General features: G+C 72.5%; 18 protein-coding genes. 9 read left to right on the forward strand and 9 right to left on the reverse strand.

Annotated features, from left to right (window positions below; translation table 11 throughout):
* Positions 1–104: 104 nt before the first annotated feature.
* Complete coding sequence (locus tag ACZ58V_RS08730; protein WP_468184949.1) at positions 105–1,088, reverse strand: SCO0930 family lipoprotein; 984 nt, start codon at positions 1,086–1,088, stop codon at positions 105–107.
* A 315-nt stretch (positions 1,089–1,403) separates the two neighbouring features.
* Complete coding sequence (locus tag ACZ58V_RS08735) at positions 1,404–1,838, reverse strand: hypothetical protein (RefSeq protein WP_471289090.1); 435 nt, start codon at positions 1,836–1,838, stop codon at positions 1,404–1,406.
* Between the two features lie 28 nt (positions 1,839–1,866).
* Here ACZ58V_RS08735 and ACZ58V_RS08740 point away from each other — a divergent pair, with 28 nt between their 5' ends.
* From ACZ58V_RS08740 to ACZ58V_RS08750, 3 genes are all read left to right on the forward strand, one after another.
* The gene (locus ACZ58V_RS08740) at positions 1,867–1,998 is read left to right on the forward strand and encodes a hypothetical protein (RefSeq protein ID WP_267913587.1); all 132 of its coding nucleotides are present in this window, start codon (positions 1,867–1,869) and stop codon (positions 1,996–1,998) included.
* A gap of 24 nt (positions 1,999–2,022) precedes the next feature.
* Positions 2,023–2,787 carry a bestrophin-like domain gene (locus ACZ58V_RS08745; protein ID WP_468184943.1) on the forward strand — a complete coding sequence of 255 codons (765 nt, stop codon included), beginning with the start codon at positions 2,023–2,025 and terminating at the stop codon, positions 2,785–2,787.
* A gap of 225 nt (positions 2,788–3,012) precedes the next feature.
* Positions 3,013–3,573, forward strand: a complete 561-nt coding sequence (locus tag ACZ58V_RS08750; RefSeq protein WP_468186150.1) for a hypothetical protein — start codon at positions 3,013–3,015, stop codon at positions 3,571–3,573.
* A gap of 72 nt (positions 3,574–3,645) precedes the next feature.
* Here the strand turns inward: ACZ58V_RS08750 and ACZ58V_RS08755 are convergent, their stop codons facing one another.
* A complete protein-coding gene (locus ACZ58V_RS08755) occupies positions 3,646–4,131 on the reverse strand; it encodes a hypothetical protein (protein ID WP_468184940.1) in 486 nt (161 codons plus the stop codon).
* Positions 4,132–4,483: 352 nt separating this feature from the next.
* Between ACZ58V_RS08755 and ACZ58V_RS08760 the strand changes: the two genes are divergently transcribed.
* A complete protein-coding gene (locus ACZ58V_RS08760; RefSeq protein ID WP_468184938.1) occupies positions 4,484–5,152 on the forward strand; it encodes a class F sortase in 669 nt (222 codons plus the stop codon).
* A gap of 39 nt (positions 5,153–5,191) precedes the next feature.
* Here the strand turns inward: ACZ58V_RS08760 and ACZ58V_RS08765 are convergent, their stop codons facing one another.
* Together ACZ58V_RS08765 and lysX are read right to left on the reverse strand one after the other, a co-directional pair.
* Positions 5,192–6,025, reverse strand: a complete 834-nt coding sequence (locus ACZ58V_RS08765) for a polysaccharide deacetylase family protein (RefSeq protein ID WP_468184935.1) — start codon at positions 6,023–6,025, stop codon at positions 5,192–5,194.
* An 89-nt stretch (positions 6,026–6,114) separates the two neighbouring features.
* Entirely contained in the window at positions 6,115–9,405 is a 3,291-nt protein-coding gene (lysX, locus tag ACZ58V_RS08770) for a bifunctional lysylphosphatidylglycerol synthetase/lysine--tRNA ligase LysX (protein WP_471289093.1), read from the reverse strand.
* Between the two features lie 89 nt (positions 9,406–9,494).
* On the opposite strand from lysX, the gene ACZ58V_RS08775 reads away from it, so the two are divergent.
* A complete protein-coding gene (locus ACZ58V_RS08775) occupies positions 9,495–9,956 on the forward strand; it encodes a universal stress protein (RefSeq protein ID WP_468184930.1) in 462 nt (153 codons plus the stop codon).
* A gap of 30 nt (positions 9,957–9,986) precedes the next feature.
* Here the strand turns inward: ACZ58V_RS08775 and ACZ58V_RS08780 are convergent, their stop codons facing one another.
* Complete coding sequence (locus ACZ58V_RS08780) at positions 9,987–11,144, reverse strand: CapA family protein (protein ID WP_468184928.1); 1,158 nt, start codon at positions 11,142–11,144, stop codon at positions 9,987–9,989.
* 224 nt (positions 11,145–11,368) lie between these two features.
* Between ACZ58V_RS08780 and ACZ58V_RS08785 the strand changes: the two genes are divergently transcribed.
* The 4 genes from ACZ58V_RS08785 (at position 11,369) to ACZ58V_RS08800 (ending at position 14,688) form a co-directional block, all read left to right on the forward strand.
* Positions 11,369–11,914, forward strand: a complete 546-nt coding sequence (locus ACZ58V_RS08785; RefSeq protein WP_193477437.1) for a sigma-70 family RNA polymerase sigma factor — start codon at positions 11,369–11,371, stop codon at positions 11,912–11,914.
* Between the two features lie 152 nt (positions 11,915–12,066).
* Positions 12,067–12,579 (forward strand): hypothetical protein, encoded by a 513-nt coding sequence (locus ACZ58V_RS08790; RefSeq protein WP_468184926.1) that lies wholly within the window; start codon positions 12,067–12,069, stop codon positions 12,577–12,579.
* Positions 12,580–12,730: 151 nt separating this feature from the next.
* Positions 12,731–13,390, forward strand: a complete 660-nt coding sequence (locus tag ACZ58V_RS08795; protein WP_468184923.1) for a zf-HC2 domain-containing protein — start codon at positions 12,731–12,733, stop codon at positions 13,388–13,390.
* A gap of 116 nt (positions 13,391–13,506) precedes the next feature.
* On the forward strand, positions 13,507–14,688 hold the full coding sequence (locus ACZ58V_RS08800) for a PP2C family protein-serine/threonine phosphatase (protein ID WP_471289096.1): 1,182 nt from the start codon (positions 13,507–13,509) through the stop codon (positions 14,686–14,688).
* A gap of 7 nt (positions 14,689–14,695) precedes the next feature.
* Here the strand turns inward: ACZ58V_RS08800 and ACZ58V_RS08805 are convergent, their stop codons facing one another.
* The 3 genes from ACZ58V_RS08805 to ACZ58V_RS08815 form a co-directional block, all read right to left on the reverse strand.
* On the reverse strand, positions 14,696–15,559 hold the full coding sequence (locus tag ACZ58V_RS08805) for an Fpg/Nei family DNA glycosylase (protein WP_471289097.1): 864 nt from the start codon (positions 15,557–15,559) through the stop codon (positions 14,696–14,698).
* Between the two features lie 22 nt (positions 15,560–15,581).
* Positions 15,582–17,669, reverse strand: coding sequence for a SpoIIE family protein phosphatase (locus ACZ58V_RS08810; protein WP_471289099.1), 2,088 nt, complete (start codon positions 17,667–17,669; stop codon positions 15,582–15,584).
* Between the two features lie 76 nt (positions 17,670–17,745).
* Entirely contained in the window at positions 17,746–18,867 is a 1,122-nt protein-coding gene (locus tag ACZ58V_RS08815; protein ID WP_471289101.1) for a DUF6777 domain-containing protein, read from the reverse strand.
* Between the last annotated feature and the right edge of the window lie 120 nt (positions 18,868–18,987).

Consider the following 18,987-nt stretch of genomic DNA (forward strand, 5'->3'; position numbering starts at 1 on the left):
GGTGAAGCACGGCAAAACGGTCCGCCCCTCCGTGAGTCACGGAGGGGCGGACCGGGTCGGCTCCGTCGGGTGACGCGAGGGTCAACCCTGGGGAGGCTTCTCTGCTATTCCGACGCGCCGACCAGCTTTCCGTCGGGCCGCACGGCGTACCAAGTGCCGCCGACACCCTGGCCGTTGGTGTCGCCCGGAGCCTTGTCGCCCGCGAAGGTGTAGATCGGCGAGCAGTTGATCGTCTGCTGCTTGCCCTTGCCGTCGGTCCGGTCGAAGATCATGTAGCCCTTCTCCTGGATGCCCTTGGTGTCGGCGAAGTCGACGGGCTCCACGAGCGGCCACTTCTTCAGGCACTCGCCGGTGCAGTTGGAGACCGGCTTGGGCCAGGCCTTGTCCTTCTTGAACCGGTAGACGGTCATGCCGTTCTTGTCGACGACGATCTCGCCGAGCTTGGGGTCCTCACGGGTGGACAGGCCGGCCTCCACCTCGGCTCCGCCGCCGCCGGCGGCGCCCGCACCGCCCTCCTGCGCCTTCTTGCCGTCGGGGGCCAGCGCGTACCACTTGCCGCCCACACCCTGGCCCTTGACGTCACCGGCGTTGACGTCCTTGGCGTAGCGGTAGGCCGGCCAGCCGCCCACGGTCAACTGCTTGGTGCCGTCGGCCCGGGTGACCGAGCCGAGCAGCGCCTTGTCGATGCCCTCGCCGGCCTCGGCGTCGTCCGCGGGGACCGGCGGCCAGGTCTTGGCGCAGTCGCCGTCGCAGTTCGACTTGGGCGGCTGCTCGGTGTCCTGATCGAACCGGTAGAGGGTGAGACCGAGGCTGTCGGTCACCACCTTGCCGATCTCGTCGGCGGTGGAGACGGACAGCTTGCCCGCGGGGTTGGACGGGCTGGAAGCGCTCGGCGCGGCCGGGCTGCTGCTCGCGGTGCCGCCCACACCGGCGGTCCCGGAGCCGATGTTTCCGTAATCCCCGGGTGCCGCTGTGGCACCCACGTTCTGGCTGGCCGCCGGTGGGCTGTCCTGACCGCACGCCGTCGTCAGCGCCAGGACCGCCGCGGCGCTCGCCACGAGTGAGGCGCTCCGCCAGGAGGTCTTCATCGTCAACTCCCCATAATCGCAAGGGTGTTGCAGCGCCCTGCTGCGCCGCCGCACGGCCATGAGTACGCACGGGGGCGGCGTTTGTGTTCAACGACCGGCCAAATTTCTTTCCGGAACCTGTGAGGAGTGCGTCCCGCAACCCGCGACGAGCGCCGCCCGCCGTCGCACGCAGGTGCGTGTCGAGCACCCTGCGGGCGACCGCAATCCAAACCGACGGCACCCGGAAATCCCTCTTTCGGGGCAATCCCCTTGCGCTCCGGCACGTCCCGGCGGAACAAGGCTCATGATCTTCGTCGTGTATGGACCCCTCTCGATTCAACCCGCCGTCGCCGTACGGGCCTTGGCGGTGGCGGCGCTGACCTGGGCGCTCGTCGGTGCACCGGGTTCAGTGGCCGGGGCCACCGCCTGCGCGTACGCCTCGACGGGGCCGGACGGCACGAAGGCGGTGGCGTACGCCGGGAGCAAGACCTGGCCGACCAAGCCGCCGTGCCCGACACCCACACCGACGCCCACGCCCACTCCCACACCCACACCGACACCCCCACCGCCGAAGCCGACGCCGACGCCGACTCCGAGTCCGTCTCCGGACCCGACGCCTCCGCCGCCGAAGCCGACGCCCACGGCCAGACCCGAGCCGCCGCCCGCGCCGCCGCCCGCTCCACGCCCGGCGGCGCCCCCGCCCGAGCCGACCCGCAGACCCGAGCCACCGCCGCCCCCTCCCCCGGCTCCGGCACCGAAACCGTCGGCCACACCCACACCGCGTCCGTCCGCTTCCCCCGTGCACTACCCGCGGTATCGCGCCGCGCCGCCGCGGCCACGGCGGACGGGCAACGCGATGTCGCCGCTCACCTTCGTCCTGCTCGTCACGGTGCCCGCGGTGGTCGCCGTCGCCGCGCTGCGCGCGCGCTGATCCCTGAAGCCCTGGAGGTACCTCTTGCCGGAATGGCTTGTTCTCACCCTCGCGATGCTGGCCGCCTGCGCCGTGGTGGTCATCATCACCCTCGTACGCCACCGCACGGCGTCCGACGACGAGGACCCCAGTGAGACCCCGGACGTCATCGAGTACATGACGATGTGGATCGGCGTGGTGTACGCCATCGTCCTGGGCCTGGCGATCGCCGGTGTCTGGGAGGGGCGCAGCGCCGCCCAGGACCACGTCCAGGCCGAGGCCACGGCGCTGCACGAGATCTCGGAGCGGGTCCGGGTCTACCCGCCCGACGCACGCGACCGGATCCGGGACGACATCGAGGCCTACGTGGGACACGTCGTCACCACCGAGTGGGACACCATGGCCGACGAGGGCCGTGTCACCGAGCGCGGCCACCGGCTCTTCGAGCGCGTCCGCCAGGACGTCACCGACTACGAGCCGCAGACGGACTTCCAGGCCCAGGCCTACCAGCCGCTCCTCGACCAGGTGACCGCGGCCAACCAGGCCCGGATCGCCCGGGCGGAGTCGACCGGGGAGACCATGCCGGGCGTGGTGTGGTTCGGGCTGATCGCCGGAGCCGTCGTCACCATCGGGATGATCTTCGCCCTGCAGATCCGCAGAACGACACGTGAAATGGTCCTCGCCGGGCTGTTCTCGGCGCTGATCGCCTTCCTGCTGTTCCTGATCTGGGACTTCGACTCGCCGTACAGCAGAGGTGTGACCGCGTCGGCGGACCCGTTCCTCAACCTCTTCCCGGGCGCCGGGGACTGACGGCGCCCGCACCACGGATCAGGGCCGGGGGGGGGCACGCGACACGCCGTCGCCGTCCCCCGGCCGCCGTAGCGGGGTTCCCCCGGGCGGCCCACACGCATGCCCCATTCGCGCTACTGCGATCGCGCTACGGCGCACCCCTTCCTAGCGTTTCGGGCATCGAGGTGCATGTCTGACGTGAGCGGAACAGGTCCGCGGCTGCTCCTCGGGGACCCGGAGGTCACCATGCGCGCGATACGCGTCGCTTCGGCCGTACTGCTGGGCGCCGGCGCCCTCGCCTCCTGCATGCCGACCGCCTACGCGGCGGTGCGGACCGATTTCGGCTTCGCTGTCGAGCCCTCCACCGTCGCGGCGGGCGAAAGGGTCACGCTGCGGGTGGTCCGCAACGCGGCGTGCCGGGGAGAGGCGGTGGTCTCCTCACCGGTCTTCGACCTGGTGGCCATCCCGCCCAGGGAGTCGTCGGCGCGGGCCGTGGTCGACTGGGACGCCAAGCCCGGCGCCGTGTACGACGTGGAGTTCATCTGTGACGAGTCGAGCGGCACCGCGCGTCTGACCATCGCCGGCGGCCGTCCGACCCATCACCCCACACACCAGCCGACGCACCACTCCCCGCACCACCCGGGGGAGCACCACCGCCACCCGTCGAAGGGCGCGCACGCCGGAGAGGGCGGCACCCTCGCGGGCTTCGACCTCAAGGAGATCGGCCTCGGCGCCGCGCTGATCGCCGGCGCGCTGGGGACGACGTACCACCTCGCACGCCGCCGCACCGACGAGGAGACCGGCTGACCGGCCCGACGCGGATGCCGCCCGCGGGTCCTGACTTCGCCCCGGGCCCTCAAGGGATCCGGGGCGAAGAGGTCAGACGCGCCGCTCGGCCCGGCGGCGCATCCAGAACACGCCGCCGCCGACGGCCGCCGCCGTCACGAGGCCGCCGCCGATGGCCATGTCGGTCGGCGTCGCACCGGTGGTGCTGCTGCCGCCGATGCCGCCGCGGACACCGCCGATGACGGTGAAGGCCTGCGGCTTGGTCAGGGTCCTGCCGTCGCACCTGACCGTGATGTCGTACGGACCCGGGCGGGCGTTGTTGTTGATCGTGGCGGTGCCCCTCGCCGTCTCGTTGGCGCCGCGGATGGGCGAGAGCCTGGTCGGCGAGAACGCGCTGGAGGTCGCGATGCCGCCGTTGCGGCAGCCGTCGACCGTGATGGTCAGCTGACCGCCGCGGGCGATCACGCTGGGCAGGGCGACGATGTTGCTCGGTCTGTCCCACGCGACGGCCGCGGGGGCGGAGAGCCCGAGGGCTGCGACCGCCGCGCCGGCGACCGCCAGGGCACGAGTGTTACGCATGTGAACCTCCGCGGAAGACGCCCCGGGACCCGTCCCCGGTCGATCGGCGAGAAAGCGCCTCCCAGAAAGACAGTCAGTTGCCTTGCCCGGAGTCGCATTTCGGGAATGGTCCGTCCTGGTGAGAGCGGATACCGCGGGAAATCCACGCAATCGGATATCGCCGCAGGTCACGGACCGTCAGAAATTTCCTCGCGGCGGCAACTCGGATGGCGCACCTGAAAGGGCCGGGCCACCCGTTACAGGCCAGGGCCACCCGTTCGCCCCCGCCCCCGTCGCCGGTTTCGTGCGCGGCACTTAGCGTTCTGGTATGCGCGAAAGACACGGCGACGGCCGCGTCGAGAGGGGATGTCGAATGTCTGCGTCCGAGCTGGCCCAGGCGGAAGAGGAGGCGCGGCCGAAGAAGCGCGCCCCGTGGGGCGTGATAGCGCTGGTTCTGCTGACCGGCCTCGCCCTCATCCGGAATGGTTCGGGGGAGTTCGACGAGGGTCCGCCGCAACCGGCCACGGCGGCCGCGACGGACAGCAGGGTGCCCGGCGCCACCTTCGCCGGGACCGTGCAGCCCCTGCCCTACTCCCTCCCGGACCGGGTCAGGATCCCGGCGATCCAGGTCGACACACCGATCATTCCCGTGGGCCTGGACGCGGACGGCTGGGTCGGCGCGCCCCCTCCGGAGGACCCGAACCTGGCGGGCTGGTTCACCGGGGCGGTCACCCCCGGCGAGAAGGGCACAGCGGTCGTCGTCGGCCATGTCGACAACCAGCTGGGCCCTGCCGTGTTCTACGCGCTCGGCGCCCTGAAGAAGGGAAACCGTGTCGAGATCGCCCGGCAGGACGGAAAGACCGTCGTGTTCGAGATCTACGGCATCGAGGTGTTCGAGAAGAACAACTTCCCGGGCGACCGTGTGTACGCGTCCAAGGGCGCGGCGGAACTGCGGGTCATCACCTGCGGCGGCGGTTTCTCCCAGCAGAACGGCTACGCGGGCAATGTCGTGGCCTTCGCCCGCGCGGTCGAGGTGCGCTGAGCGTTCCCGGCCGGGCGGGCGAAAGCCTGACGGTGCCTTTCACGCGTAATGCCGCCGGGGGACGGAGATCTGGTAGCCGGCGTCCAGCAGTTCGGGCAGATAGCGCCGCAGGGCCCGCACGCTCTGCGAGCGGTCGCCCCCGGCGTCGTGGGAGAGCACCACGACGCCGGGGGCGGCGCCGTTCTCCACCCGGCGGATGATGGACCGGGTGCCGGGGGTGGTCCAGTCGAGGGTGTCGACCGTCCAGGCGAGGGGTTCCATGCCGAGTTGGGCGCCGAGCCGGAACGTGGTGCGGTTCCAGGCGCCGTAGGGGGCGCGGAACCACTCGGGGCGCTCCCCGTAGGCATCCTCGATGACGTCGCAGGTGCGTTCCATCTCGGAGCGGATCCCCCCGCGGGTGAGGCGGGTGAGCAGCGGGTGGGACCAGGTGTGGTTCCCGACGACATGGCCCTCTTCGGCCATTCGCGCCAGCAGTTCCCTGTTGTCGGCGACCATGCCGCCGCACACGAAGAACATCGCGCGCACGTCGTACTTGGCGAGGGTGTCAAGGACCGCCGGGGTGTAGCGGGGGTCGGGGCCGTCGTCGAAGGTCAGCACCATGTGGCGGCCGCGTCCGGAGAAGCGCAGCAGCGGTGCGCGGCGGACCAGGGTCCGGCGGGGCGCGGCGTGCGGCGGGCCGTATCCGGTCAGGGGCTGGAGCCGGTACGCGGAGGAGCTGAGCGGGCGGCGAGCCTGGGGCCCGGCGGCCGGGACGGTCCCGGCGGGGTCGCCCCCGGTGATCCCCGCGAACACACCTGCCGTGGCGGCGGCGCCCGCGGCGCCGATGCCGGCGAGCAACACCCGGCGACGGGTGAGCAACTGATCCTTCTTCATGACTCATGAGTCGCCCGGCGGGAGACCGGCGCACCTGAGCAACACCGGTGCGGCGGCGCGGTTTCACCCGGACGGCTCACGCAGACGGGTCAGCGGCGGCGCACCAGGGGGAACGGCAGGGTCTCCCGGATCGTCAGGCCGGTGAGGAACATGACCAGCCGGTCGACGCCGATGCCGAGGCCGCCGGTGGGCGGCATGGCGTATTCGAGGGCGTCGAGGAAGTCCTCGTCGAGTTCCATCGCCTCGGGGTCGCCGCCGGCGGCGAGCAGGGACTGGGCGGTGAGGCGGCGGCGCTGCTCGACGGGGTCGGTCAGCTCGGAGTAGGCGGTGCCCAGTTCGGTGCCGAAGGCGACGAGGTCCCAGCGTTCGGCGAGGCGCGGGTCGGTGCGGTGCTGCCGGGTGAGCGGGGAGACGTCGGTCGGGAAGTCCTTGTAGAAGGTGGGCAGCTGGGTCCGCTCCTCGACGAGCCGCTCGTACATCTCCAGGACGACGTCGCCGGGGCCGTCGTCGGCGGTGTACGGCACGCCCACGCGGTCGCACAGCCGGAGCAGCTCGGGCAGGTCGGTACCGGGGTGGATCTCCTCTCCGAGGGCCTCGCTGATGGCGCCGTGGACGGTCTTGACGGGCCACTGCCCGGAGATGTCGTACTCCTTGCCGTCCTTGTGGGCCACGGGGGCGCCGAAGGCGGCGGTCGCGGCGCCCTGGACGAGTTCGCGGACAAGGTCGAGCATCACGTCGTAGTCGGCGAAGGCCTGGTAGGCCTCCAGCATCGTGAACTCGGGGTTGTGCTTGTAGGAGACGCCCTCGTTGCGGAAGGTGCGGCCCAGTTCGAAGACCTTCTCCAAGCCGCCGACGCAGAGCCGCTTGAGGTACAGCTCGGGGGCGATGCGCAGGTACAGGTCGAGGTCGTAGGCGTTGATGTGGGTGGTGAAGGGGCGGGCGTTGGCGCCGCCGTGGATCTGCTGGAGCATCGGCGTCTCGACCTCGAGGTAGCCGCGTTCCAGGAGGCCCTGGCGCAGGGCCTGGACGGCGGTGGAGCGGGCGCGGATCACCTCGCGGGCGTCGGGGCTGGCGACCAGGTCGAGATAGCGGCGGCGGACCTTGGCCTCGGGGTCGGCGAGGCCCCGGCGTTTGTCGGGCAGGGGGCGCAGGCACTTGCCGGTGAGCTGCCACTCGGTGACGAACACGGTCGGCTCGCCCCGGTCGCTGACGCCCGCCCGGCCGGTGGCGGTGATGTGGTCGCCGATGTCGGTGTCGGCGGTGAAGCGGTCGAGGGCGTCGCCGGAGCGGTCGCGGGTGAGGGCGAGCTGGTGGTCGCCCGACCAGTCGCGCAGTACGACGAAGACGATGCCGCCGAAGTCGCGGACCAGCATGATCCGGCCGGCGACGGTGACCTGTTCGCCCTTCGCCACCTCGGCGAGGGTGTGGGTGCGGGCCGGGATACCCACCGGGTAGGGGTCGGTGCCGGCGGCGCGCAGCCGGTCGAGCTTGCGGTGCCGGAACCGGACCTGGTCGGACAGGCCGGAGAGAGGGTCGGCGGGCTCGGTCCCGTCCCCTCCGGCGAGGCCGAGCTCCGCCAAAGACGGCAGCCCCTCCGTGGTGACGGGCCGCTGTCCGCCCTTCGGGTGCCCTCTTCCCCACAACTTGCGCATCGACGGCACGGAGACGAAGCCCTCGGCGATACCGGAGGCGAGACCGACCTTGGCGAGGGAGGCGGCCTCGGCGTAGCAGAGGAAGCGGGGGTACCACTCGGGGCGGTACTTGGCGTTGGACCGGTACAGGGCCTCCAGTTGCCACCACTTGGAGAAGAACAGCAGCAGGCGGCGCCAGAGGCGGAGGACCGGTCCGGCGCCGATGCGGGCGCCCTCCTCGAACACGGAGCGGAACACGGCGAAGTTCAGCGAGACCTTGCGCACGCCGAGTTTCGGGGCGGCGTGGCACAGTTCGGCGACCATGAACTCCATGACGCCGTTGGGGGCGGTGCGGTCACGGCGCATCAGGTCGAGGGAGACGCCGTCCTTGCCCCAGGGCACGAAGGACTGGATCGCGAGGAGCCGGCCGTCCTTGTCGTGGGCCTCGACGAGGAGGCAGTCGCCGTCGGCCGGGTCGCCGAGCCGGTCCAGGGCCATGGAGAAGCCGCGTTCGGTCTCGGTGTCGCGCCAGGCGTCGGCCCGTTCGACGATCTGCCGCATCTCCTCCTCGCTCAGGGTGGAGTGGCGGCGGACGCGGCAGCCGGCGCCGGTGCGGCGGACACGGTTCACGGCCTGGCGGGTGACGCGCATGTCGCGGCCGTCAAGGTCGAAGTCGAGGACGTGCAGGATCGCCTCGTCGCCGAGCTGGAGCGCGCCGAGTCCGGCGCGCACGAAAGCCCTGGCGCCCTCTTCGGAGGCGCCCATCACGGCCGGAATCCAGGCGTAGCGGCGGGCCACCTCCTGCCAGACGGCGATCGCGTGCGGCCAGGCCTCCCGGTCGCCGACCGGGTCGCCGCTGGCCAGGCACACCCCGGCCTCGACGCGGTAGGTGACGGCGGCCTTGCCGCTGGGTGAGAAGACGACGGCCTTGTCGCGGCGGGTGGCGAAGTAGCCGAGGGAGTCCTGGTCGCCGTAGCGGCCGAGGAGGGCGCGGATGCGGGCCTCCTCGTCGTCGTGCAGGGCGGCTTCCAGGCGCTGGGAGCGGAAGAGGGTGGCGGCGGCGTTCAGCAAGGCGAGCGCGCCGAACAGGCCGAGCAGGAAGTACAGGGCGTGCGGCGGGCGGCCGTCGAAGCTGCCCGCGGGCACCAGGCCGCCCAGGACCCGGTTCGCGGCCCAGGCCAGGCGCTGGTTGCCGGGCAGTGTGCCGGGGAAGGCCGCCACCAGGGCCCAGCCGGCCAGGATCGCCACGACCAGCCCGGCCACCAGGACGGCGAGAGCGCGGCGTACGGCGGCGCGGCGGGAGGCGGCGTAGAACTCCCCGCGGGCGACGATCAGCAGGGCCAGGGCGAGGCCGCACACCACGAAGGACGGGACGGATTCGGCGAACTCGCCGACGGCCATGCCGACGATGTCGGACAGGACCAGCAGGCCCAGGTAGACGACTACCAGCCACCAGGCGATCTTCTTGCGGGCGCCGGTCGCGGCGGCTAGCAGGAACAGGAAGACCGCGTAGGCGAGGTTGGCGCTGACGGGGACGAGCAGCAGGTCCAGGAAGCGGACGAGCGGGCGCAGTCCGGTGCGCAGCGGCGGGATGAGCGCCAGCAGGGCGCAGAGCAGGCCGAGGACGCCGAAGAAGACCGCGAAGCCCTCGGGTACCCGGCCCAGGAGGCCGTGGCCCCGGCCGCGGGGCCGGCGTATCGGGCCCCCGGTGTCCTTCTCGGCCGTCCCGGCGTCCGCGATGGCACTCATGCTTCCGACTCTAGGAACACCCGCCTCTTCTCGCCCGTCGAGCGCTCCCGGCCGATGGCCGCCGTGGGGGGCTCCGATAGCCTCGCGGCGTGACGGAACAGCACGCCCATCAGTTCGAGCGGGGCACGGACGGGCCGAAGGTGATCCTCGTCGGAGTGGACGGCTCCGACTCCTCCCTGCGGGCCGCGGCCTACGCCTCTGGCCTGGCCCGGCGGCAGCACGCGCTGCTCGCCGTGGTGTACGTGCAGCCGGTGCTGGCGGCGGGGGCGGCGCTCGGGGCGCCGGTGGCAGAGACGACCGACGAGATAGCCGAGGACCTGGTCGCACAGATCCGGGACGCGGCCGAACGGCTCAAGGGGATATTCGAGGTCCGCTGGGAGTTCCACACGTTCCCCGGCGATCCGTACAACGGCCTGGTGCAGGCGGCCGACGAACTGAGGGCGGACGCCGTGGTCGTGGGCGCGTCCGAGCAGGCGGGCCACCGGATCGTCGGCTCGGTGGCGGTGCGGCTGGTGAAGGCCGGGCGGTGGCCGGTGACGGTGGTGCCGTAGCGGGACCTGCCGGGGCGCGGTGTTCGCGGTCTACTCCCCCATCTCCAGTCCGTCCTTCGCCGCGCCCCTGCCGAGGACGATGTTCCGGATGCGGTCGCGGACGGCCTGGCCGTCGGCGCCCTGGGCGATGGCGCGGTTGAGGTTCACGACCCGGCCGGCGTCGACGTCGAACAGTTGCGGGACGAACTCGGCCTTCGTCACCTCCCAGCGGCCGCCCGGCCGTGCGGGCGGGGCGAAGGTGAAGCGGCCGAGGGTGGACTGGTTGCCGCGCGGGTCCTTGGCGCCCTGGTGGTTGGTCATCTCGCCGGCGATCTGGTCGCCCATGCCGTAGATCACCCAGGTGCCGTTGACCTTCTCGTACGCCTGCGGGACGTGCGCGTGGGTACCGAGGATCAGGTCGATGTCGGGGCGTCCGCCCCTGCGCGCGGCGGTGAGGTTCCGGGACAGGGTCAGCTGCTGCTCGTCGGGCGCGTCCTGCCACTCGGTGCCCCAGTGCAGGGAGACGACGACCACGTCGGCGCCCGCCCGGCGCGCGGCCCGGGCGTCCGCGAGGACCGTGCCCTCGTCGATGAGGTTCACGGCCCAGGGCTGTCCGGCCGGCAGCGGGATGCCGTTGGTGTCGTAGGTGTAGGCGAGGTGGGCGATCTTCGCCGAGCCCGCCTGGAGGACGGTCACCGTACGCGCCTCCTCCTCGGCGCGTGCCGAGCCGGCGTGCCGTACGCCCGCGCGGTCGAGGGCGTCGAGGGTGCGGCGGATGCCGTCGGCGCCGTCGTCCAGGGTGTGGTTGGAGGCGGTGGAGCAGCCGTCGTAGCCGGTGGCGGCGAGGGCCTGGGCCACCTCGGGCGGGGACTTGAAGGTGGGGTAGCCGGTGTAGGCGCCGTTCTCGCCGTAGACGGTCTCCATGTGGCACAGGGCCACATCCGCGCGGGAGACCACGGAGCGGATCCCCGCGAGCATCGGCCGGAAGTCGTAGCCGGTGCCGCCGGCGTCGAAGCGGGCCCGGTCGATGATCGAGCTGTGCGGGAGGACGTCGCCGGAGGCGACCAGTGTGAAGCCGCGGGGCACGGCGGCGGACTGTGCCGGGCGTCCCTGGCCGCGCGGTTCGTGGCTGCCGCGGGCCTGGCAGGCCGCTCCCGCGGCGAGGACGACGGTCAGGGCCAGGGCCATCTGCCGACTGCGTGCGATCATGCCATTCACCCCACTGTGGGCGTTGTGGTCGTATTTACGCACCATCAGGAAAGAAGGCTCATACCGCCCCACGCGGCTCCGACACGCTCATTAGCCCGTCCGGAACACACCGGTCCGGGCGCGGTGACCGTTCGTCGAACCGTTCGTCGACGCGATCGACCGTCCGCCGCACGGGCGGGTACGTGCCCTGTCCCCCCGGCCGCGCCCTGCTGTGGCATACGGCCATGACGGCCGGATCCACTCTCACGAACGGGACGACCGCCGAGCACGAGCTCGCCGCACTGCAGCGGGAGCACGGCCGGCCCCTCTTCGCGCTCCTGCTCCGGCTCTGCGACGGCGACCGGCAGCGCGCGGAGGACCTGGTGCAGGAGACGCTCGTACGCGCCTGGCAGCACCCCGAGGCCCTGCGTGCCGACGACTTCGAGTCCGTACGGCCCTGGCTGATGACCGTCGGGCGACGGCTCGCGATCGACGCCCGGCGGGCCCGGCAGGCGCGTCCGGCCGAGGTCGGCGACGCGGTGCTGGAGAACGCGCGGGTCATCTCCGACCACGCCGAGCGGGCCGCGGCGATGCTCGACGTCCGCCAGGCTGTGAAGACACTCACTCCGGAGCACCGTGAAGTCCTGGTGCTCGTGTACTTCCAGGGGGCGAGTGTGGCGGAAGCCGCGGCGACCCTCGGGATCCCGCCCGGTACCGTGAAGTCCCGCGCGTACTACGCGCTGCGCGCCCTGCGCCGGGTGCTTCCCGGATACGCCGCCGACCTGCGCTGAAACCAATGGCCGGGTCAAGCCTCCGTAAAGCGCCTTGCTGAACACCCCGGTTGAGTAATCGGCTGTTCTCATCCGTGTTCCGGAGAGGGCCGACAGCGCCCCCGGGGCCCGGTGTCGGGCGACGCGCGCGTACCGGAGGAAGGCGGGAAGGGATGCTGCACAGAGGTGAAGAGAGCACGGACGGTGCCGACGGTGAACTGACCGTCCCCATGGCGTGGTTGTACGCCGAGTACATCGCCGACGAGCTGCTGCGGACCGGCGACCTGATGCCGCCGACGTCCTTCGAGTTCCGGGCGGGGCGGGACGCCCTGGCGCTGACCATCTTCCTCTCGGACACCGACGGGGAGCTGTCCGGCATCCGGGTCGTCACCCAGCTGGAGACGTGGCTGTCACTGACCGCGTACGACCAGCCGTGGCAGGAGTGGGTGCGCGGGCGGCTGGCCGAGCTGGCCGTCGTGGCCGCGGAGTCGGGGCGGCCAGCGCCGGACCTGGACCTGGCGGACGAGGCCTGGCGCTGGCTGCAGGAGACGGAGCTGCTCGCGCCCGATCTGAACGCGGTGCCGGGCGGTGCTCCGGTGGTCGGGGAGGACGAGGGGCCGAAGGTCTGGACGCCCGCGTGGCAGCTCGGACTGCCGCTGGGACACCTCGCGATCCATCTTTTTTAGATTTCTGCGTCCTCGGACCAATCCGCCGGGCGGAGGGCTCCGAATCCGTAGGTTGCGATTGTGTCACCGGCTTGAGTGATTCCGCCGCCTGGTCCGTACCGGTGGGAGCAAGGAGTAACCCCACCCGCACCCAACGGCACGAGGATTCGGCATGAGGTCCCTGGAAAGGCATCGCGACGTCGGCGCCTACGCGCTCGGCGTGCTGGACGAGGCGGAAGCATTCCGCTTCGAGGACCACCTCATGGAGTGCCCTCGGTGCGCTGCAGAGGTGACGGAATTCGGCGTGACCACACGGCAGTTGATGCTGTACCGGCGGGCGACACCACGGTTCGTGCACCCGATGGCGCAGCCCGGGCCGCGCATGCTGGACCGGCTGCTGGCCGAGGTGGCGACGAAGCGCCGGGCCGGACGCAGACGCCTGCTGTTCGCCCTGGCCGCCTCGGTGGTGTTCGCGGTGTCGGTACCCGCCGTCGCGATGATGGCCGAGGGCAGCGGCGAGGAGGCGGGGCCCGTGACGGTCGCGGCGACCGACGCGCGCTCGGGCGTCTGGGCGCAGGTCACGGTCGAGGACAAGGCCTCGGGCAGCCAGGTCGAGCTGAAGGTCAAGGACGCGGCCGGTCCCCGCTCCTGCCACCTGGTCATCGTCGGCCGCGACGGCACCGAGGAGACCGCGACCAGCTGGCACGGCCCCGGGCACGACACCCACCCCAACACGATGATGGCCAGCTCGTCCAAGCACCCGGACGAGACCGCCCGCTACGAGGTCCGCTCGGCGTCCGGGGAGGTCCTCGTGAAGCTCCAGCCGCGCTAGCGGCTGTCGTCCGTCCGCCTCTGTCGCCGGGCATCCCGCGTGGCCCGGTGTGAGACTGCTGGTTGGCGCACCCGGGAGGCAGCCGGGTGCCCGGGGTCCCGGCGAGGGGAGACGAGGTGGCGGCGGCAGAGGACGGCGACGGCCGCCTGGAGGAGTACCTCGCCGATCCGGCGAACAGGGCGCTGGACCTGACCACCGCTGTGGCCCGCTGCACCGAGGCCCTGGGGCTCCAGCACTCCGCGGTGTACCTCGCCGACATCCAGCAGCGCCGGCTCCTGCCGCTCACCGACGCGGCCTCGCCCCTGCCCGTCGACGACTCGCTCGCCGGGTGGACCTACCGCACCCAGTCCCTGCGCGTGGAGGAGTCCGAGTCGGGCGGCATGACGGCCTGGGTCCCCCTCGTGGACGGCGCGGAACGTCTCGGCGTCCTCGCCGTGCACTCCGCCGCGCTGACCCCGGCCGTGCTGCGCCGCGGCAAGGCCCTCGCCACGCTCCTCGCCATGATGATCACGTCCGCCCGGGCGTACCAGGACTCCTTCGTCCGGCGTACGCGCACCAAACCGATGCGTCTGCCCGCCGAGATGTTGCGGGCCTTCCTGCCGCCGCGCACGATCGGCACCGCGCACGTCGTGTCCACGGCCGTGCTGGAGCCGGCCTACGAGCTCGGCGGCGACGCCTTCGATCACTCCCTCACCGAGACGGCCCTGCACGCCACGGTCCTCGACGCCATGGGACACGATCTGGCCTCCGGGCTCACCACGGCCGTGTCCCTGGCCGCGAGCCGCAATGCCCGGCGGGCCGGGGCGGACCTGCCCGATCTGGTGCGGAGCGTGGACGACGCGCTGGCGCAGTGGCTCCCCGACCAGTTCTGCACGGGGGTCGTGGCCCAGCTGGACCTGGCCTCCGGGGTGCTGCGGTGGTGCAACTGCGGACATCCCACCCCGCTGCTCATCCGGGACAGACGGCCGGACGTCGACGCCATGCGGCGCGAGCCGGAACCGCCGATGGGTCTGCCGTCCCGGCTGGCCGGGCTGAGGCGGCGGACGCACGAGATCGCTCTGAAGCCCGGCGACCGGGTCCTGATGTACAGCGACGGGGTCACCGAGGCCCGGGCCGTCGACGGCGCGGAGTTCGGTCTCGAGCAGTTCGCCGACTACATCATCCGGGCGACGGCCGCGGGAGAGCTGGCGCCCGAGACGCTGCGGCGGCTCATCCACTCCATCCTCGACTCGTCCGGCAGCCGGCTGCGGGACGACGCGACCATCCTCATGTTCGAGTGGTCGCCCCCGTCCCGGTGACCGTGCCTCACTTCAGCAGCCGGGACATCCTGCGGTCCGCCAGCGGTTTGCCGCCCGTCTGGCAGGTCGGGCAGTACTGCAGCGAGGAGTCGCTGAAGGACACCTCCCGCACGGTGTCACCGCACACCGGGCAGGGCTCGCCGGTACGGCCGTGGACGCGCAGGCCGCTCTTCTTCTCGGCCTTCAGCCGCCCGGCCGCCACGCCCCGGGAGCGTTCGACCGCCCCGGTGAGCGTGTCGCGCAGGGCCTCGTACAGCCGATGGGTCTCCTCCGCGCTCAGGGACGCTGCCAGTTTGAAGGGCGACATCCTCGCCGCGTGCAGGATCTCGTCGCTGTAGGCGTTGCCCACGCCCGCTAGCAGGCTCTGGTCGCGCAACGCGCCCTTGAGCTGCCGCCGTTCACCGGCCAGGAGTTCCGCGAAGCGCCGCTCGTCGAAGTCGTCGGCGAGGGGGTCCGGGCCGAGCCGGGCGACGCCCGGGACCTCCCGCGGGTCCCCCACGACGTACACGGCGAGCCGCTTCTGGGTACCGGCCTCGGTCAGGTCGAAGCCGGAGCCGGTCTCCAGGGCCACGCGCAGCGCGAGGGGTCCCTTGCCGGGGCGGGGCGGGCCGTCGGGCAGGCGGTCCTTCCAGTGCAGCCAGCCCGCGCGGGCCAGGTGCGTCACGAAGTGCGGGCCGTCCGCGGTCGCGACGTCGAGGAACTTGCCGTACCGGCGTACGGCGGCGACCTCGTGTCCCTCCAGCGCGGACAGGGGCGGGTCGTACGTCTTCAGCACGCTGATCGCGACGGGCAGCACCCGGACGATCTCGTGGCCGACGAGGTACTCGGCCAGGAAGTCCTTGAGCGCCTCGACCTCGGGGAGTTCCGGCATGAGTCCAGAGTGCCATGCGGGGTCAGTCCCGGTCGGGCACCTGGAACTCGCACCACACGGCCTTGCCGCCGCCGCGTGCCTCCACGCCCCACGCGTCGGTGAGCAGGTCCACCAGGAGCAGGCCCCGTCCGGAGACGCCCGACTCGCCCGCCTCGCGGCGGCGCGGCAGAGCGCTGGAGGAGTCCTCGACCTCGACGCGCAGCCGGGGCCCGGAGCCGGTGAGGGCCCGCAGGGTGACGATCGCGGAGCCCTCGGTGTGCATCAGGGCGTTGGTGATCAGCTCGTCGGCGACCAGTTCGATCTCGTCGGCGCGGTCCCGGGCGCCCCAGACGCCGACCGCGGTGCGGATCATGTGCCGGGCCTCGGCCAGGGCCGCCGGGTCGCCGGGGGCCACGTGCCGCTGGAGCCGGTGCCCGGACCGCGGGCCGTCGGGGCCGCGCCGGCGCAGCAGGAGCAGCGCCACGTCGTCGTCGCCGCAGCGCTCGGCGGCCACGTCGATGAGCCGGTCGGCGAGGTCGCGTACGTCGTCGGGGCCGGTGGCGACGAGCGCGATGAGGGTGCGCATGCCGTCGTCGAGGTCGGTGCCGGGCTGCTCCACCAGGCCGTCGGTGCACAGCAGCAGGGTGTCGTCGGGGTCGAGCTCCACGGTGCCCACCGGGTAGTCGAGGCGGCCGAACTCGGCGGACAGGCCGAGCGGCAGACCGCCCGGGACGGTGACGCGGCGGCAGGAGCCGTCGGTGTGGCGTACGAGCGGGTCGAGGTGGCCGGCCCGGACCACCTGGACCACGCCCGTGGACAGGTCGGCCTCGGCGTAGAGGCAGGTCGCGGAGCGGTCGGTGTCGAGTTCGTGCAGGAAGACGGAGGCGCGGGCCATGACGGTGGCCGGGGTGTGCCCCTCGGCGGCGTAGGCGCGCAGCACGATGCGCAGCTGGCCCATGACGGCGGCCGCGTGCGTGTCGTGGCCCTGGACGTCGCCGATGACGGCGCCGACCCGGCCGCCGGGCAGCGGGATGAGGTCGTACCAGTCGCCGCCGATGTCCCGGCCGACGGAGCCGCCCGCGCTGGCGGCGCGGTAGCGCACGGCGATGTCGGCCCCGGGCACGCTCGGGATGGTCCGGGGCAGCATGGCCTGCTGGAGGCCCTGCGCGAGGTCCATCTCCTGCTCGTAGAACATGGCCCGCTGCAGGCTCTGCGCGATGCTGCTGCCGAGGGCGACGAGGATGTCGCGCTCCTCGGGTGTGAAGCCGTGCCGGTCGCTGTAGAGCAGGCCCATCGCGCCGATGGGCTGGGCCTGGACGATGAGCGGCAGATAGGCGGCCGACGTGATGTTCAGGTCGGTGATGTGCGGCCACAGGATCGGGTAGCGCTCGGCGAACTCCTCCGGCGATTCGATGAAGCAGGGGCCGAGGGTCCGCACGGCCTCGCTCATCGGGTAGGGCTCGTCGATCCGGGTGACGCGGGTGCCGGGCACGAAGCTGTCCGAGGGCCCCTCGGCGACGAGGCGGATGCGCCCGGCCTCGACCAGGCCCATGACCAGGCTGGTGGCGCCGAGGTGGGTGAGGCCGTGGGTGTCCTTCAGGACGTCGATGACGTCCTGGACGGTGCGGGCGTGGGCGAGGGCGGCCGTGGTGAGTGCGACGACGCTGGTCTGCTCCCGGCGGGCCTCGTCCCGGGCGGCCTGGTCGAGGCGGGCCTCGCTCTCGCCGAGTTCCCGGGTGGCGTCCCGGACGATGCCGATGATGCGGCGGGGCCGTCCGGTGTCGTCGCGCCGGATGTAGCCCTGGGTGTGGGTCCAGCGCAGGGTGCCGTCGCGGCGGCGCATGCGGAAGTAGGCGCCGTAGTTCTCGCTGCCGTCCTTCAGTGCCTGGGAGACCGCGGTGTCCAGGCGCCGGGCCTCGGCGGGCGGGACCCGCTTGGCGAGCGTCTCGGGGCGGTCGTCGTACTCGTCGAGGCGCACGTCGAAGACGTCGTGGGCCTGGGCGTCCATCTGCATCAGGCCGGTGTCCAGATCCCAGTCGAAACTGCCCATCCGGTTGAGCGCGAGGATCGCGTCCGGGTGGGCGGGCCAGTCGTCCGGGAGTGACAGGGAGCTCCCTCCCCGGTCAGCCATGGGGCTACCTTGCCAGGAATCATCCGATTCTTCGACCGATGTGCCGGGCGTACGGGCCGCCGGGCCGGACCGGCCGTCAGTCGCCATCGGGGATCAGACCGGCTCCGTCGGGCAGGTCGGGGCTGTCCGGCACGGTGTCGGGGCCGACCTGCCCGACGGAGCCGCCGGGGTCCGCCGGAGCCGGTTCGTCGGGAAGCGGGGCGGCCTCGTCGGGCGGTGGTACGGACGTGCCGATCGGCGGTGGCACCGCGTCCGGGGAGCCCACGTCCCGGGGAGCCGTACTGCCCACGCCCGGGGAGAGGCCGGACCCGGACGGAGCCACGCGGGGCTCGCGCGGGGTGACGTCGGATTCACCCAAGGAGGAGGGTGAGGGTGCGCGGGACGCCGGGGGCTGCTCCGCCCAGAGCGGTGGCGGCAGGGCCCGGTCGTGGCGTACGTCGTGGCCGGTCGGCCGTTCGATCCAGGTGCGGGCGGCGACGTCGATGATCGTGAAGTCGGTGATCACCTGCGGGGCCGGGGTCACGACGATCACCTCGCCGGGCCGGTAGCCGGGCCAGGGGGTGCCCCGGGTGCGCGGTGTGCCCCGCATCGCCACCGGCGGACGCAGCGGGTTGCCGCAGGCGCAGCGGACGCGCGGCACACCCCGGTCATCGACCAGGACGGCGGTGCCCGTCTGGAGGACGGACTGGTAGCCGCCCGCCCGGCCGGCCCGGAAGCCGTGGTTGGTGACGCGGGTGTCGGCGCGCAGCAGGAGGGGGGTCAGTCGGCGCACGTGGTCCGGGACGGCCGCCGGGGAGACGCCCGCGACCCGGGCGAAGGCGCGGATCCTGGCCCGGTCGCGGGTGAGGTGGCCGACCTGCCGCGCGATGTCGCAGCTGCCGGTCCGCTCGATACCGCCGTACAGGCCGGGTGTCCCGCCGGACAGCGAGCGCAGTCCGCCGAGGCCGGCGGGGATCCCGGACGGGCCGTCCGGGCCGGCTCTGCCCGGCGTTCGCGGGGCGAGGGACGGGGTAGCCGTCGTGGTGGCCGTCGAGTCCGTGAAGGGGTTCGGCCCCTGAGCCGCGGCCGGCTGGAGGAAGAGCTCTTCGCCGGCGTCCGCGTCGCCACCGTCGCCGTCGCTGTCGGTGCCGCAGCCCGAGAGGAGGAGCACCGTCGAGAGCACACAGGCCATGACGAAGGTCCCGGTGTGTGTCCGCACCCAGTCCTCCTGCCTCGTTTCCGGCCATTCGTCACTATTGTTTGCTTCACTCACTTGGGTCACGCAACCGGAACGGCCACACACGGAGCGTGACACTGGGGTCCGGCTCGGCATCGGGAG

This window comes from Streptomyces sp. NPDC040589 (genome assembly GCF_055594445.1).

Excerpts from the sequence above, each read along its gene's own strand:
- ACZ58V_RS08790 (WP_468184926.1), top strand. The coding sequence starts at position 12,067 with ATGCTGCACAGAGGTGAAGAGAGCACGGACGGTGCCGACGGTGAACTG.
- ACZ58V_RS08765 (WP_468184935.1), bottom strand. The coding sequence starts at position 6,025 with ATGAAGAAGGATCAGTTGCTCACCCGTCGCCGGGTGTTGCTCGCCGGC.
- lysX (WP_471289093.1), bottom strand. The coding sequence starts at position 9,405 with ATGAGTGCCATCGCGGACGCCGGGACGGCCGAGAAGGACACCGGGGGC.
- ACZ58V_RS08750 (WP_468186150.1), top strand. The coding sequence starts at position 3,013 with ATGCGCGCGATACGCGTCGCTTCGGCCGTACTGCTGGGCGCCGGCGCC.
- ACZ58V_RS08755 (WP_468184940.1), bottom strand. The coding sequence starts at position 4,131 with ATGCGTAACACTCGTGCCCTGGCGGTCGCCGGCGCGGCGGTCGCAGCC.
- ACZ58V_RS08810 (WP_471289099.1), bottom strand. The coding sequence starts at position 17,669 with ATGGCTGACCGGGGAGGGAGCTCCCTGTCACTCCCGGACGACTGGCCC.
- ACZ58V_RS08785 (WP_193477437.1), top strand. The coding sequence starts at position 11,369 with ATGACGGCCGGATCCACTCTCACGAACGGGACGACCGCCGAGCACGAG.
- ACZ58V_RS08780 (WP_468184928.1), bottom strand. The coding sequence starts at position 11,144 with ATGATCGCACGCAGTCGGCAGATGGCCCTGGCCCTGACCGTCGTCCTC.
- ACZ58V_RS08730 (WP_468184949.1), bottom strand. The coding sequence starts at position 1,088 with ATGAAGACCTCCTGGCGGAGCGCCTCACTCGTGGCGAGCGCCGCGGCG.
- ACZ58V_RS08760 (WP_468184938.1), top strand. The coding sequence starts at position 4,484 with ATGTCTGCGTCCGAGCTGGCCCAGGCGGAAGAGGAGGCGCGGCCGAAG.
- ACZ58V_RS08795 (WP_468184923.1), top strand. The coding sequence starts at position 12,731 with ATGAGGTCCCTGGAAAGGCATCGCGACGTCGGCGCCTACGCGCTCGGC.
- ACZ58V_RS08805 (WP_471289097.1), bottom strand. The coding sequence starts at position 15,559 with ATGCCGGAACTCCCCGAGGTCGAGGCGCTCAAGGACTTCCTGGCCGAG.